Origin of the sequence: Bifidobacterium panos, assembly GCF_012932445.1 — a bacterium.
GTDB classification, from domain to species: domain Bacteria; phylum Actinomycetota; class Actinomycetes; order Actinomycetales; family Bifidobacteriaceae; genus Bifidobacterium; species Bifidobacterium panos.
In genome coordinates this window covers 43,636-59,057 of record NZ_JAAIIJ010000014.1, presented here as the reverse complement: position 1 = coordinate 59,057, position 15,422 = coordinate 43,636, and the positions used below count along the sequence as shown (strand labels likewise).

The window sequence follows — 15,422 nt, the reverse complement described above, 5'->3', positions numbered from 1 at the left end:
CGTCCTCGCCGGTCCAACCGTCCGGGATGGTCACGTCGCCGTCCACATCGAACGTCGTCGGCAGCTTCGTCCAATGCGCGGTCAGCTTCTTGCCCGCGGCATCCTTCAACGTGGTGACCCTGTTGCCGTCCTCGTCATACCAGCCATCGAAACGGTAGCCGGGCCTGGTCGGGGTGGGCAGGTCGCCGTCCTCACCCGTCCAATCCGACGGCAGGGTGCCGCCCTGGGGGTCGAACGCGTCGTCGATCTTGGTCCAGTGGGCGGTCAGCTTCTTGCCGATCGCATCCTTCACCGTGGTCACCAGGTTGCCGTCCTCGTCATACCAGCCATCGAACTTATAGCCCGGCAGAGTCGGGGTGGGAAGCTCGCCGTCCGCGCCGGTCCAGTCCTTGGGCAGGGTGCCGTCGCCGGGGTCGAACGCGTCGTCGATCTTGGTCCACTTGGCGGTCAGGTTCTTGCCCACCGCGTCCTTCAGGGTGGTCACCTGGTTGCCGTCCTCGTCAAACCAGCCGTCGAACTTATAGCCCGGCCTGGTGGGGATGGGCAGCTGGCCGTCGGCGCCGGTCCAGTCGGACGGGATCGTGCCGCCGTCCGGGTTCAACCCGTCCGTGCTCGCGTTCTTCGTCCACTTGGCGGTCAGGGTCTTGTCGCCGGTGTCGGAGGCGCTGATGCCGGACACGAGGTTGCCCTTCTGGTCGGCCCAGCCGGCGAACGTGTAACCCTCGCGGGTCGGGTTCTTCAGGCTGGCGACACCCACGCCATACGTGTACGAGGTGGGGTTCTTCGGGTCCGAACCGCCGTCGAGCTTGTACGTCAGCTTGTAGGTGTTGGCCTTCCAGGTGGCGTTGACCTGCAACAGGGACTGGTCGAACGTGCCCGACACGTTGCGGTCCCAGCCGGTGAACGTGTAGCCGGTGCGCGTCGGGTTCGCGGGGGTGTCGTACTTGCTGCCGATCGTGCCGGTGAGGACCTTGGACGCGCTGCCGTCCTTATCCTGGCCGCCGTTGTAGGCGAACACGACCACGCCGGGGGCGAGGGGCTTGTACTGCGCGGTGAACGTCACGTCGCCCGCCGGCATGACCAGGCTCGCCAACTGCGCGGTGGTGACCAGGCCGAGCTTGTCGGACTGCCAGCCGATGAACTCGTAACCCTGCTCCACCGTGACGTTCGGCGCGGTGACGCCCGCGTCCTTCAGGTTCGCGTTCGTGGCCACCTCGTAACCCGTGGTGCCCGACAGCGAACCGTGATCGCCCGCGACGAACGCCAGCTTGTTCCTGGCCTCGGTCCACTTGGCGTTGACCACCAGCGTCGTCTCGTCGAACGTACCGGACACCGGCGCGTCCCACCCGTCGAACGTCCAGCCCTCGCGCGTCGGATCGGCGGGGGTCTCGTACTTGGTGTTCAACGGGCCGGACACCTTCGCGGACGACTCGTTGTTCGCGTTGTGGCCGCCGTTGAAGTTGAACACCACCGTGCCGGTCGGGTTCGCGTTCCACACGGCCGTCATGGTCACGTCATGGGCGGGCATGACCAGGCTGGCCAGCTGGTCCGAGGCGACCAGGCCGAACTCGTCGGACTGCCAGCCCGCGAACGAATAACCCGCGTTCGGCGTGGCCGACGGGGCGGTCACGCCGGCCAGTTTCGCGTCCGTGTCCACCTGATAGGACAGGCTGCCCGAAATCTGGCCGTTGTTCTCGCCACGCTCGAACGACAACGTGTTGGACTTCGCGGTCCACTGGGCCGTGTACAGGACCGTCGTGTCCGTGTCGAACGTCTTGGTCGGCTCCTTGTCGTCCGCGTCCACCCACTTGACGAAGTCGTAGCCGTCGCGCTCCGGCTTGTCCGGCGTGGTGTACGCGGTGCCCTTCGTGCCCGTCAGGGTCACGACCGGCTCCGTGCCGACCAGGCCGCCGTTCGCGTTGAACACCACCTTCGCGCCGTCGTTCTTCTCGTACAACGCCGTGAACGTGACCTGCTGCGCCTTGCCGCCGTCAACGCCCGTCACCACGTACTTGTCCTTCACGCCGTCGGCCGCGTAGACCTTCTGGTCCGCGTCGCACTTCCAGCCGACGAACGTCCAGCCGTCCACAGGCTTCGCGGTCGGCTCGCCCGACACCTTGTCGCCCGAGTTGACCTTGTACTCCGTGGTGCCCTGCAGCGTGCCGTGATCGCCCTTGTCGAACGTGACCGTGTTCTCCACCACGTTCCACTTGGCCGTGTACATCACCGACTCGTACTTCAACGACGGGGTCTCGTCCCACTTATCGAACGTGTAGCCCGTGCGCGTCGGCGTGGGCACGTCGGCCTCGGCATACGACTTGCCCGCCTGGCCGCTCAATGTGCCGGACGTCTCGTTGCCGACCCTGCCGCCGTTGTAGTTGAAATACACCTGCACGTCGTCCAAATCCACGTACTCCGCGGTGAACGTGACCGTCTTGGCCTTGTCGCCGGTGTTCGCGCCCGTCACGACGTACTTGTCGACGCTGTCGTGCGAGTACAGCCTGCCGTCCTCGTCGCACCGCCAACCCGTGAACCGATACCCGTCATTCGCCTTCGGCTCGTCCGGCTTGCCACTCACGGCACTGCCGGTCTTCACCTTCCCGTACTGCGTGGTGCCCGACAGGGTGCCGCGCTCGTCCGTGACGAACGTGACCGTGTTCTCGTTCGCGGTCCACCGCGCGATATACGACGCGTTCTCGTACTTGCCCGACGGATCGGTGTCCCAACCCGCGAACGTGTAGCCGTCACGCGTCGGAACCTCCGCGGCCTTCGCCTTGTCGGCGTCCGAGTACGCGGTGTTCTCCTTGCCGGACAACTGCACGGACGAATCGCCCGCCGCGTTATGGCCGCCGTTGTAGTTCAGCGTGGCGGTCACCGCGCCCAACTCCTGATACACCGCCTCGAACGACAGACCAGGCTCGGCCAGCACGTCCCCGATCTGCGACGGCTGGTACGACGCGCCCGCCTTGCCATTCACGTAGGACTGCCAGTACAGGAACTTCCAACCAGCCTCGGCATCCACCGACGGCTCCGCATACGACTCCCTGGAAGTGTCCATCCTCTGGCCGGTCGCCACGTTCAGCGTCTCATGCGCCTTCTTGTCCAGCGTGCCGTGGTCCTTCACGTAGAACCTGACCGCGTTGTTGCCCGCCTTCCACTGGGCCGTGTACACCGCATCCGTCGTCAACGTCACCGTCTTGTCGGTCGACTCCAGGTCGCCCGCGGACGAGGGAACCGCCTTCCAACCATCCAACGTGTAACCGCTACGGGTCGGCTGAGGCACCGCCTGCGTGGTGTTCTGCCTCTCCGTGACCTCCGAGGAGGTGTTGCCGGCCAAAGTGCCGCCGTTGTAGTCGAACGTCACCGTCACCTCGGGCAGATCCTCGCACACCGCCGTGAACGTCATGCCCGGCCTGGACAACAAACCGGCGATCTGATCCGGCTGATACGTCACGCCGTTGCACTTCCAACCCTTGAACACCTTGCCCGCAACCGGCGTCACCACCGGACCGGTCTCCGTGGGATAACCCTCGGCATCGCCCAACGCGCTGCCCGTCGGCACCTCCAACGTGGACGCGCCAGCGGTCTGCGTGCCGTCACCGTCCTCCACGATGAACTTGATCTCGTTGGACGTCGCGTTCCACTGGGCCGTATACACCGTCACGCCCTCCACGAACGTGCCGGACGGAGCCTTGCCGGCCGAATCCTGCCAGCCGCCGAACGTGTAGCCGTCACGCGACATAACCTCATCGGCAGGCACATCAGCGGCGTACGACTCGCCAGCCAGGCCCGTGAGAACCGTGCTGTCGTCCTTCTTGTCGATCTGGCCGCCATTCGGATTGAACACCACCGTCGCGCCGGCGTTCGCCACATACTCCGCGGTGAACGTGACCTTCTTGTTCTTCTCGTCAAGGCCCTTCACGACATAATCCTTCACGTCCTTGGACGCGTACAGCTTGTTGTCCTCACTGCACCGCCAACCCGAGAACGTCCAACCCGCATCATCCGTCACCGACGGAGGCGCCGTGAACTGCGCCTTGGAAGCATCCACACCGGTGCCCACCTTCGCGTCAGTGCTCACCGCATACGACGTCACAGCACCAGCGGCAATCGTACCGTGATCACCCTCATCGAACGTGACCGTGTTCTCGTTCGCCGTCCACACGGCCGTGAACGTCGCAGCAGCCGTAAACGTGGCTTCATCCGGCGTCACGTCCTTAGACGACGACTGCCACGTCTTGTCCGCGTCCAACGTGTAACCCGTGCGCGTCAGCTTCAACTTGTCCGGCATGTCAGCCGCATACGAAGTGCCCTGCGCGCCCGTCAACGACTTAAACGACGCCTTGGACTCATCACCAGCCAACGTACCGCCGTTATAATCGAACACCACCGTCACATCAGGCAACGCCTCGAACACCGCGTCGAACGTCGTCTTGGACTTCACGGTCTGGGTCGCCATCTCGGCCGGCGAATACACCGGCAAATCCTCAGCATCCTCATCGGACTCGGCTTGCTGGCGCCAGCCCAGGAACTTCCAACCAGCCTTCGGCGTCACAGTCGGATCCTTCACATACGCCTTGTCCTCGTCCTCGCTCAACGGCGCACCCGTCTTCACCTTCAACGGACTGGTCACGGTCCCATCGTCCAGCGAACCCTTCGCCGCGTCCACCGAGAACGACACCTCGTTCACCCTGGGCGCGTAATAGACGAACACCTTCGTCGAACCATCGGCCGCGACCGTCACCGGGGTATTGATGCTGTCGACCTCGAAACCCTCGTACTCACCAGTCAACGGCATCGTCACAACATCATCAGCAGTAATCTCACTGCCAATCTTGACGGGATCCATCGGGACCGAATCGGAAGGCGTCAAAGGAGTCGAACCATCCACATTCAACCGATAATGCTCCACCGTATACGACGCCTTATCCGTCCAATGCGCAGTCAACGTCAGATTCTCACCCAGCATCACATCAGTGTTGAAATCCCACTGCTGCTCCTCGCCCTGATCATCCGTGTAATACCAGCCCACCAGCGCATGACCCTCATACGCCGGAGCCGTAGGAGCCGAGAACTTACTACCCTTGTACACGCTCTTCGACTCAGGCGCAACAACACCAGCATCAGCAGCCTCAGTACCCACACTGAACGTCACCTCATAGCGATCCTCATTCGGATTCGCACCAGTCGCAGCAACAGCACGAGACTCCATAGTCGCATTCAACAAATTCTTCGCAAACTGAGCAGTATAAGTGAGGTTTGTGCCGCCGTCACGACCATTCCACAGACCTTGCCAGATGTCTCCGTCGGACATGACCGTGACATTACCCCACGCAGTCCCACCATCCTCAGAGGAACCAGCCTGCAAATCAACACACAACGCATACTCCGTACCCGACACCACGGAAGTGAAAACAGCATTGGCCTTACTGACGTCATAGCTGATAGGACTCGCTTGGTACACTTTCCACGTATCCGCTAGGTCATTCGTCAGATCCGTCGCCGTCAACGAATCTTTCCTGCTGGTTACAACGCTATCATTAGGAATCATGGGCTTGTTCAGCACCTCGAATCCGGTGCCCAAATCCCCCGCCAACTCCGAAGCTGACGCGTTGTCCACGGAGAAGTTCGTGTCCTCGCATTGGATGAAGATACGCCCGCCCTTGTCCAGATACGCCGTCAAGACATCGATCTCGTCCTGCGTGTAATATTTGCCGCTCACCTGCGTCTGGCTCGGCTCGATGTAAATGAAATCAAACTGGTCAAGAGACAAACCGTTCAACTCGGAAGCACCAACAAAAGTCTGCCTCACGGTCTTAGTACCCTTAATCATGGTGATATCACCAATACCATAGAACCTGTTCTTGGTCACATCCCAATTACTATCCTGCCGAGCAATCAACTGCGACTCATCGTAGCTCTTACCGAACCAACCGTTTGGCGACCAGTATAGGATTTTCGCGTTCGCGTTGCGCAGGATGACCTGGTTGTTCGCCACCACTGTCGTCAGGCTGCTGTCGTCCGCGGTGATTCTGCCGGCAGCCAGGTCGGTGTCCTGGACTGTGTAGGTGCGGCTGGCGATCATTGAGACTGGACTTTCAAGCGTGCCGGCGTAGGACAGGCCGATCGGATTAACCGGTTCGGCGTTCAAACGCACGGTCGCGCTCTCCGCGACCACCAGGTTACGGGCGTCGCCCTGCGCGGTGGTGTTGCGCGTGATCGACGGGGCGGAGGGACTGGCCTCGGTGTCGGAACCCAAGTCCAGGGTGCCGCCCTTGGCGACGGACACCGCACCCTCGCTGCCGACGGTGTTGTTCTGGATCGTGACCCCGTCCAACACCAAATGACCATTCTCCGCAACACTGAACAACGGGCTACCCGACGTGCCACCCGTCAGAGAACCCGAACCCGTGACGATCAACGTCTTGCCGTCAGGCACAGTCAACGTCGCGCCCGGGATTTCGTTCTTGGACACCGTGTACGTGACCGTATCCGCCGTAGTCAACGCGCTCAGCGCGTCGGCCCATGAGGACACCGACACCGAGCCTGCGGCCCAGGCGCCGGGCACGGCCATCGCCAGCACCACCAGCGCCGACACTATGGCCGACACCATGGCCGCCAGCCAACGCGGCAACCCGCGCCCCATGCCGGTTTGAGATGAAAATCTCACCATAAGAAACTCCTAAAATTTCTTTTTCTTCTACCAAACCCTCCCCCAACACAAAACGACGCATTCCCGCACGCGGAAACCCGCGCGCAAAGACGCCTTCCCGTTCGGGGGAGGAGGAAACCCCACGCACACCGGCCAACCGAACCATCCGGCCGTCCCGGAAGAACGGGGGTCACCAATAGCCTCGAAAACTACCCCCCCCCAGGACAAAACTGACCCCCTACAGCACACTCCAACCACCGTCAAACCAGCCGCCCAAAACCCCTTGCAATCCCGCGGAAAAACAGGCTTCAAACCAAAGCCCATCCCACTCAAAACACACACCCGCAACACAACCAAGGGGGCAATCATTCCCCCGAGTCAACGCACCGGCTACGGCCCAATGACTTAGGCGGATGTTGCTGTGTGAGACGTAAGACTTGGCCTACCGGCCCGGAGGGTGTCGAACACGGCAACATCCGCCGCCAGACACCGCAATAGCCAAGCAACACAGGAATCCAAAAACAGAACGACGAAACGCACACTGAGAACGAAATGGCGGGGACACACACTGAGAACAGCAAAAACAGGCACTGCGACTCAAGACAGACCGAGAACGATAACAACGGACACTGTGACCTCAAGCACACAGGAAACGAGTTCGCCGCGTCGGCACGGGTCTACAGAGGACACGGGAATGATCTATTACCGCAAAATGACGCCGTCCGTTGATATCGAAACGAACAGCCCACTGGGCTGTTCGTCCGGGGTGTCGAACACGGCAACATCCGCCGCCAAACACCGCAATAGCCAAACAACACGCAAACCAAAGCGGAACAGCAAAACGCACACTGAGAACGAAATGGCGATATGCAAACAAGTGGCGATATGCACACTGAGAACGGGAACGATGGGCACTGCGATTTGAGATAGACCGAGAATATAGCAACGGACACTGCGACTCAAACACGCAGGGAACGACTTCGCTGCATCGGCGTGGGGCTACAGAGGACACGGGACGGACTACCACCGCAAAATGACGCTGCCCGTTGAAGGCGAAACGAAGAACCCACCGGGTTCTTCGTCCACTGGGCTCTTCGTTGTTTAAATGTCGTAGCGCCAGGATTTGTCGGTGATCACTCGCGCCATGGCGAGGCCGAAGCTCAGGAGCACATGAACGGGCTGCTCATGGAACTGACCGGAACCGACAACATGGAGGACGCACACATGGCGTTCGTCGGACGATGGCACTTTATCGCGAGCAATGATTCTTATGCTCTCTCCCGAAGGACAAAGGGGTGCCATCAGGCTGCTGATAGGAGTATGCGGCTGGAACGGCTCGCCATCGCCTTTGGCTATATCAATCTTCCCGATCTGGCCGACCCACCCATAGACATCCTGGAGCAGGTGAGGGCGCGGGGCAGTTGCCTGTTGAGATTTGGAATACAAGAGGTTGCGCTGCCGTTCGACGGGGCGGCATTCGGTTCGAGCAAGACGGGATATGGGACACTCGGTGAAGACACGGTCGACAACGGTGGCGGTGGAGAGTATTATTACATGAGGGGGCGCTCCGCCACTATTGCAGAGGTTCGGGCCGCCGCCATCGTTCTCTCAGGAATCGGATATACCGGTCGAAACATCGGAGGGAACAAGGCGCCGGCCCGTATATCTCCACCAGAAAAGGCCGGAAGGCAGATGATCAGTATGCCCCAAATACAGTCTATCCGCCGTATGAGGATGAACGGCGAATCAGTGGCGTCGATAGCGCGCAAATACCTCAGAATAGACGACCTGTCCGAGAGACTGCCCGTCAGGAGATGGATTGGCAACGGTTCGTCAGGCTGGCCACCCAACCAATATCCGGCAGAACGACAGCGGTGACGAATTCACGACACACTGCGCGAAAAGCTGTATGCAAAAGCAAAGACATGTTGACCTTGACATGTTGTGAAGGTTTAGTCTCACGTAATGTGAATGACATGAACGAACGCGATATAAAGCGTCTGCTGGCATTAGCGGCGTCCTCGCTACCCCCAGCAGGGCTGTCGGTCGGCGAGGTGTCGCAACAATTCGGCGTGAGCACGCGAATGCTACGACACTGGGACAAAAGCGGACTGATCCGCCCTGTCCGCGTGGCCAACGGATACCGGTCGTACATGCCGGAAGACATCGCGCGCCTGAAGCGCGTGCTACTCTACCGCGAGTTGGGGGTGACATCCACACGAATCAGCCAACTGTTGGACGCGCCCGCGTCCGGGGTGTTGGAGGATCTGGAGAAACAACGGCTGATTCTCATCGAGCGCATTGCCCGTCTGGAGCAAGCGTTGCACGATGCGGACCGACTGATCGATCTCGCAAGGAAAGGAGAAGACGCCATGATAGACAACCAGTGGCACAGCGAGGCGAAAGAACGTTGGCAGGACAGCCAGCAGTGGATGGAGTCCGTCGAATACCAAGCGACCAACGACGATAACCAGCGCGAAAAGGACATGCAGCATATGGAAGATGTCGAAGAACGCCTGGCACAGGCCAAGCGCGACGGCGTGACGCCCGGCTCGCCAGAGGCGAACGCGCTGGCCGAAGAGCACAGGGACTCGCTAGTGTGGTATCACGTGACCCTTCCCATGCACGTGTGCCTGGCGCGTATGTACGAGCAGGACGAACGCTTCCGCAAGCATTATGACCAGCGGGAACCTGGGCTGACCGCATGGCTGCGGCAGGTCATCGAAGCGAACGCCCGCACCCAAGGCATCGACCCCGACGCCGCCACATGGCAGTGAATACGACGGCGGCCATCAAGCGTTATCGATATCGCGTTTGATGGTCACGGGACGATACCCGTGCTCCAACAGCACATCGATTCCTCCTCGCCCAACCGCATGCGACGAGGCTGCGCTGCTGCTATCTCGCTTACGTGTGGCACTCAATCGCGGACAACGCAAGTATAATTGCCGAAGTCGCAACGGTCATACCTGCGATATCGGGAAAATGCTGCCACACGTAAGCGAGATAGCTGCGAAATGGGCCGCTTGACGATTTAGATGGGGCGCGCAAATGATGCCCGCCAAAGGCGGGGGACGAATTTGAGACATTGCCGAGATTTGGACTGGGGTGTAGAGAGCGGCCCTTGGCCGCACTAGTTGCTGCTGAGCCTACAAACAGCCCACTGGGCTGTTTGCTTAACGGCTCAGTGGGGCACAACAAAAATCCCCGCCAACGGCGGGGATTTAGTTGTGCCCCCCCAGGGATTCGAACCCTGAACCCACGACTTAAAAGGACGCTGCTCTAACCGTTGAGCTAGAGGGGCAACAGCTAGACATCATAACATCGAAACCTGCCGACACGCCAGTGGCGCGAGCCGACTGCGTCGACCGCGCCAGCCCGCCGATTACATAGGACCAAGCCGGCAGCAAGCACGCAGCGTCTGGAAACGGGTCAGTTGAAACCAATGAAATACTTGGCGACGGTGTATCCATGGCGGATGATGAACCGCCCGGCCGACCCCGGCAGATTCAGCGCAACCGACATGGGCCGCTTGCGCACATCATGATAAATGGACGGCGAATACGCCTCGATGTCAGCCCACATCTGCCGCTTCTTGGCATAATTGGCGGGGTCACGCGACAGAATCATGAACACGCTCGCCACCGAACTTTCAATCGCCAAAAAGTGGATCATATAGCGGTACAGCCCGTCCGGCACGGTTCCGCGCTCCGGCGTCGCCTCAACCATGCGCTGGTTGACGAGCCGCAGCTGGTCGACGCGCTTGACCATCACCTGCGTCTGCACGCTCTGCCCCTCGCGCCCGATGAAATAGTGGTAGAACGGCGTGTCCAGATATTTGATCGTTTTCACCCACGGGAACGGCTGGTAGGCGTAAATAAAGTCGACATAGAACGTATGCTCCGGCAACTGCATGCCCGAAGCGCGCACCACCTCGGTGCGGAACACCAGCGCATGCATGAGAATGTATTCCGCCAGCCCGAAATGCCCCAGATCATCCCAACCGAGGCGCTCGCCGGCCTTCATCGCATGGCGGAAATTCACCACATGCTTGGTGCGCTTGTCCACCTTGTCATACACATAATTCGTCACCAGCATGTCGATCGGGTCGTCGCCACCCACCTCGGCACGAAGCGTGGCCATCACCAGCTCAAGCGACTCCGGCCCCACCCAATCGTCGGCGTCCACGACCTTCACATAGGCACCGCAAGCCGCCGCAATCCCCGTGTTCACCGCGCCGCCGTGGCCCTTGTTCTCCTGATGGATGGCGCGCACGATGCCGGGATGCCGATGTTCTAGCTCCTGCGCATGCGCGAGAGTGCCGTCCTTGGAGCCGTCATCCACAATCAGCACTTCAATGTCCGAGGTGTCACGCGCGGCGAGCAACGAACTTACGCAACGCTCGAGATAGGACTGCATATTGTATGCGGGAATCACGAACGTGATCGTTTTTGCCGGTTGAGCCATTGGTGTCCGTCCTATAGTCCTATTCATTCAGGCGATGGTTCGCTGTTCCACGGTAGCACTTTCTGCGGTTGGCCGGGGGCTTCCTTATATAATCTGCGTCACAGTGCACCGTCGTCGCTCTGGTTGGCACTGTCGGATGCACCCGCGCCTTTATCATCCACCGCGCCATGGGACGGCTCCTTATTCGTCCGCGCTGCGTTTTTCTTCGCTTTCGCGCTTTCGAACAGCAGTTGCGGCTTGGAGTCGAGACGGCTCAGCCCATGCCACGCCAAATCGACCAAATAGGCGGCCAACTGCTCCTTGCTCACCTTCGGCCGATCGGCCCAATACTGCCCGGTGAACACTGTCATGCCCACGAGCATCTGCGCATAGTACGGCACGCCCTTGGCCGACAGCTTCTGCCGCTTGAACGTGGCGGTGAGCAAATCCTCGACGCGCAGGGAAATGTCGCCCAGCAACGAGCTAAACGAGCCGGACGGGTCGGCGGTCGGCGAATCGCGCACCAATACCTGAAACCCTTCCGCGTTCTGCTCGATATAGGTAAGCAATGCCAGCGCGGCGCGTTCGACGATCTGGCGCGGGTGCGCATCCGGATCCGACAGCGCATCGGTCAGCGCGTTGGTCATCGACTGCATCTCACGGTCCACAATCACCGCGTACAGGCCTTCCTTGCCGCCGAAATGCTCGTAGACAATCGGCTTGGAAACCTTGGCGTGCGCCGCGATCTCCTCCACGCTCACCGCCTCGAAGCCCTTGGATGCGAACAGCGAACGGCCCACTTCGATGAGCTGCTTGCGTCGCTGCAAGGACGACATTCTCGATGCATTGGCCATATCTTCAAGTGTTTCACGTCCACTGGATAGCGGATGCGATGCATGGGCGACGACATGGGATTGAAGGTTCGGGGCATCGGTAGACTTGGGGGTTATGGATTTGAATATTGTGCTGGCCGTTATCGGCGTTGTGGTGTTGGCTATTGCGATTGTCGCGTTGGGCGTGTGGCTGTCGAAGTCGCGCAAGAGGGATCTGGATAAGGCGCTGGGCGGCGTTGAAGCCAAGAGTGCCAAGGATTCCGATGACACCGGATCCGCGCGTCCCGCCGGCGAAACCACAGAAGCGTCTTTGCCTACCGAAACAACGGCAGCGCCGGCCACACCGGACACCCCAGTCACTCCGGCCGCCGAGGTTGCCAAGCCCGCCGAATCCCCCGAATCGGTCGGCTCGCGCCTGACGCGCCTGAAATCGAAACTCGCCGGCAGCGCCAACCCGTTCGGCAAGGCGCTGTTCAATATCCTCGCCAAAGACAACCTCGCCGAATCCGACTGGGAGGATGTCGAAGACACGCTGTTGCTCGCCGATGTCGGCGCCGAGGCCAGCGAACAGTTGGTGAACGAGCTCAAAACCGATGCCCGCGTCACCGGCACCGCCGACCCGGCCGAAGTGCGCGAGGCACTCAAAGACAAGCTGCTCGACTTGGTGGGACGCGACGCCGACCGCCGCCTGAACGCGAACAAAGAGGGCGCGGCCAAGCCCAGCGTCATCATCATGGTGGGCGTCAACGGCACCGGCAAAACCACCACCGCCGGCAAACTCGCGCGCCTGTTCGTCGCCGAGGGCAAGAACGTGGTGATGGGCGCGGCCGACACCTTCCGCGCCGCCGCCGCCGATCAGCTCGAAACCTGGGGGGCGCGCGTCAACGTGCCCGTCGTGCGCTCCGACAAGGACGGCGCCGACCCGGCCTCCGTCGCTTTCGAGGCCAGCGCCCGCGCCAAGGACGAAAACGCCGACGTGCTCATCGTCGACACCGCGGGTCGTTTGCAGAACAAGTCCAATCTGATGGACGAGCTGGGCAAGATTCGCCGCGTCATCGAAAAAAATCTGCCTGTTGACGAGGTGCTGCTGGTGCTCGACGCCACCACCGGCCAGAACGGCATGGCCCAGGCCAAGGTGTTCGCCGAGGCGATCGGCATCACCGGCGTGGTGCTCTCCAAGCTCGACGGTTCGGCCAAGGGCGGCATCGTCATCTCCGTGCAAAAGGAGCTCGGCGTGCCGGTCAAACTCGTCGGCCTCGGCGAAGGCCCGGACGACCTCGCCCCATTCGACCCCGAGGATTTCGTCGACGGCATTCTCGCCTAGAAGCTCGCGTAACATTCCCGTCGATTACGTTTCCCCGTTTTCCCGTGGCAAAATCCCCCGGAAAAGCGGGGAAACTGCGTAAAGGAGCGCAAAGCGGGCGCAACCATCCATTTAACAAGCGCGTAACTTGTCGTAACGTTGCCAAAACGAGCGCGGAGTTCACTGTCGAACCGTTAGCCCTCCACAAGGTGGGTTTCATGCAAGGCCCCTTGGTTCCAACCGAGCCGCGGTGGGGCATCAAAACATAGAGAGGGAGGTAGACATGGATTCCGGAAATACCGCATGGATATTGACTTCCGCGTCCTTAGTGTTCCTCATGACGCCTGGTGTGGCGTTTTTCTACGGAGGCATGGTTCGCGCAAAGGCCGTGCTGAACATGATGATCATGGAGGCGGCCGCGCTGTCCGTCACTATGGTGATTTGGGTGTTCTGGGGCTGGTCGATTGCTTACGCCGGCAACTCCATTGGAGGTGTCTTCGGTGATCCCGCCTCCGGCTTCCTGCTGAAAGACTCCATGGTTGCCGAGGACGGCGTGTTCACCTCCACCGGCCTGAACGGCAACAATTACCCTGTCAGCGTCGATGTCGCCTTCCAAGCCGCCTTCGCCATGATCACCGTCGCTCTGATCTGCGGCGCCATCGCCGAGCGCGTGAAGTACAGCACGTGGATGATTTTCGTGGCTCTGTGGCTCACCTTCGATTACGCCCCGATGGCCCACATGGTGTGGAACGGCGGTCTGCTCTCCGCAGACGGCGCGATTTCCCAGGCCATCGGCGCTTCCGCCCACGACTTTGCAGGCGGCACAGTGGTGCATATCAACGCCGCAGTCGCCGCGATGGTCATCGTGCTCATCATCGGCAACCGCAAGGGCTTCGGCACGCAGCCGTTCCGTCCGCACAATGTTCCGTTCGTCATGCTCGGTGCGTTCCTGCTGTGGTTCGGCTGGTTCGGTTTCAACGCCGGTTCCGCCTTCGCCGCGAACGGCACCGCCGGCTATGCCTGGGTGTCCACTTCCGCCGCCACCGCCGCCGCAATGCTGGCTTGGGGCTTCACCGAGAAGATTCGCACCGGCCACTACACCGCGATGGGTGCCGCTTCGGGCATCGTCGCCGGTTTGGTCGCCATCACCCCGGCCGCCGATGTGGTTTCCCCGCTGTGGGCCATGGTGCTCGGCGCCATCGCCGGTGTGCTGTGCTGCCTCGCTTGCGGCCTGAAGTTCAAGTTTGGCTATGACGACTCGCTCGATGTCGTCGGCGTGCATGGCGTTGGTGGTTTCACCGGCACCCTGCTCATCGGCCTGTTCGGTGAGGGCACGGGCCTGTTGGCCGGGGGCGATTGGCGTCAGCTGGTTGTGCAGCTGCTCGTCGCGCTGGTGGCCATCGTTTGGTCCGCCGTGATTACGGGCATCATCGCCTTCGCGCTTGAGAAGACCATTGGTTGGCGCGTCACCGAAGCCCAAGAGGTCGGCGGCATCGACTTGGCCGACCAGGGCGAGCGCGCCTATGATTTCGCTGGCACTGCCAGCTCCGTCCTGAAGGAGGTGAAGTGAGATGAAGCTCATTACCGCTATCATCCAGCCGCACAAACTTGACGATGTCAAGGAGTCTCTCGCGGCGGCCGGCGTGCACGGCCTGACGGTGTCCGAGGCGAACGGCTACGGCCGCCAGCGCGGGCACACCGAGGTCTACCGCGGCGCCGAATACACCGTCGACCTGATTCCGAAGATCCGCGTCGAGGTGCTTGCCGACGATGCCGATACCGAAACGCTGGTTGACGTGATCGTCAAGGCCGCCGGCACCGGCACCATCGGTGACGGCAAGGTCTGGGTCGCCCCGCTTGATTCCGTGACCCGCGTGCGCACCGGCGAATCCGGTTCCGCCGCTATCTGACAAATGCCCAGCCCCTTAAAGGGTTGGGCCATCAATAGACACGAATCCCCGCATGTGCGCCTTTCGCCTCATGCGGGGATTTCGCTACGAGGGGTGTTGGGACGACACCATGTTTTCTGTCATGGTGGGTGAAGTGAACAGACGATAGCCCATGCCACCTTGCGACGAGCCGCAGTCATACCTTTGCCATTTCGGGCGAGCGGTCACGCCCCCATGGATTTTTCGCATCTGCGTAAAGAATAAAGGTCAAAGGATTGCGCGAACGGCAGACAAGGCAG

General features: G+C 61.0%; 8 protein-coding genes and 1 tRNA gene. 5 read left to right on the top strand and 4 right to left on the bottom strand.

Going from position 1 to position 15,422, the window contains the following annotated elements:
• Nucleotides 1-6,673: InlB B-repeat-containing protein (locus G1C94_RS03975; RefSeq protein ID WP_172144925.1), on the bottom strand; the 6,673-nt coding region annotated here is incomplete at its 3' end.
• A 1,149-nt stretch (nt 6,674-7,822) separates the two neighbouring features.
• On the opposite strand from G1C94_RS03975, the gene G1C94_RS03970 reads away from it, so the two are divergent.
• Both G1C94_RS03970 and G1C94_RS03965 read left to right on the top strand, forming a co-directional pair.
• Complete coding sequence (locus G1C94_RS03970) at nt 7,823-8,530, top strand: hypothetical protein (RefSeq protein ID WP_172144830.1); 708 nt, start codon at nt 7,823-7,825, stop codon at nt 8,528-8,530.
• 98 nt (nt 8,531-8,628) lie between these two features.
• A complete protein-coding gene (locus G1C94_RS03965) occupies nt 8,629-9,429 on the top strand; it encodes a MerR family transcriptional regulator (RefSeq protein ID WP_172144923.1) in 801 nt (266 codons plus the stop codon).
• Between the two features lie 454 nt (nt 9,430-9,883).
• On the opposite strand, the gene G1C94_RS03960 is transcribed toward G1C94_RS03965, so the two are convergent.
• The 3 genes from G1C94_RS03960 to G1C94_RS03950 form a co-directional block, all read right to left on the bottom strand.
• Nucleotides 9,884-9,956 (bottom strand) — tRNA-Lys (locus tag G1C94_RS03960).
• A 128-nt stretch (nt 9,957-10,084) separates the two neighbouring features.
• On the bottom strand, nt 10,085-11,119 hold the full coding sequence (locus G1C94_RS03955) for a glycosyltransferase family 2 protein (RefSeq protein WP_172144921.1): 1,035 nt from the start codon (nt 11,117-11,119) through the stop codon (nt 10,085-10,087).
• Nucleotides 11,120-11,217: 98 nt separating this feature from the next.
• Nucleotides 11,218-11,934: a TetR/AcrR family transcriptional regulator gene (locus G1C94_RS03950; RefSeq protein ID WP_172144940.1), complete on the bottom strand. Its 717-nt coding sequence runs from the start codon at nt 11,932-11,934 to the stop codon at nt 11,218-11,220.
• A gap of 112 nt (nt 11,935-12,046) precedes the next feature.
• Between G1C94_RS03950 and ftsY the strand changes: the two genes are divergently transcribed.
• From ftsY to G1C94_RS03935, 3 genes are all read left to right on the top strand, one after another.
• Nucleotides 12,047-13,255, top strand: a complete 1,209-nt coding sequence (gene ftsY, locus G1C94_RS03945) for a signal recognition particle-docking protein FtsY (protein WP_172144920.1) — start codon at nt 12,047-12,049, stop codon at nt 13,253-13,255.
• 262 nt (nt 13,256-13,517) lie between these two features.
• The gene (locus tag G1C94_RS03940; RefSeq protein ID WP_172144918.1) at nt 13,518-14,804 is read left to right on the top strand and encodes an ammonium transporter; all 1,287 of its coding nucleotides are present in this window, start codon (nt 13,518-13,520) and stop codon (nt 14,802-14,804) included.
• Nucleotide 14,805: 1 nt separating this feature from the next.
• Nucleotides 14,806-15,144, top strand: coding sequence for a P-II family nitrogen regulator (locus tag G1C94_RS03935; protein WP_172144916.1), 339 nt, complete (start codon nt 14,806-14,808; stop codon nt 15,142-15,144).
• Nucleotides 15,145-15,422: the final 278 nt, after the last annotated feature.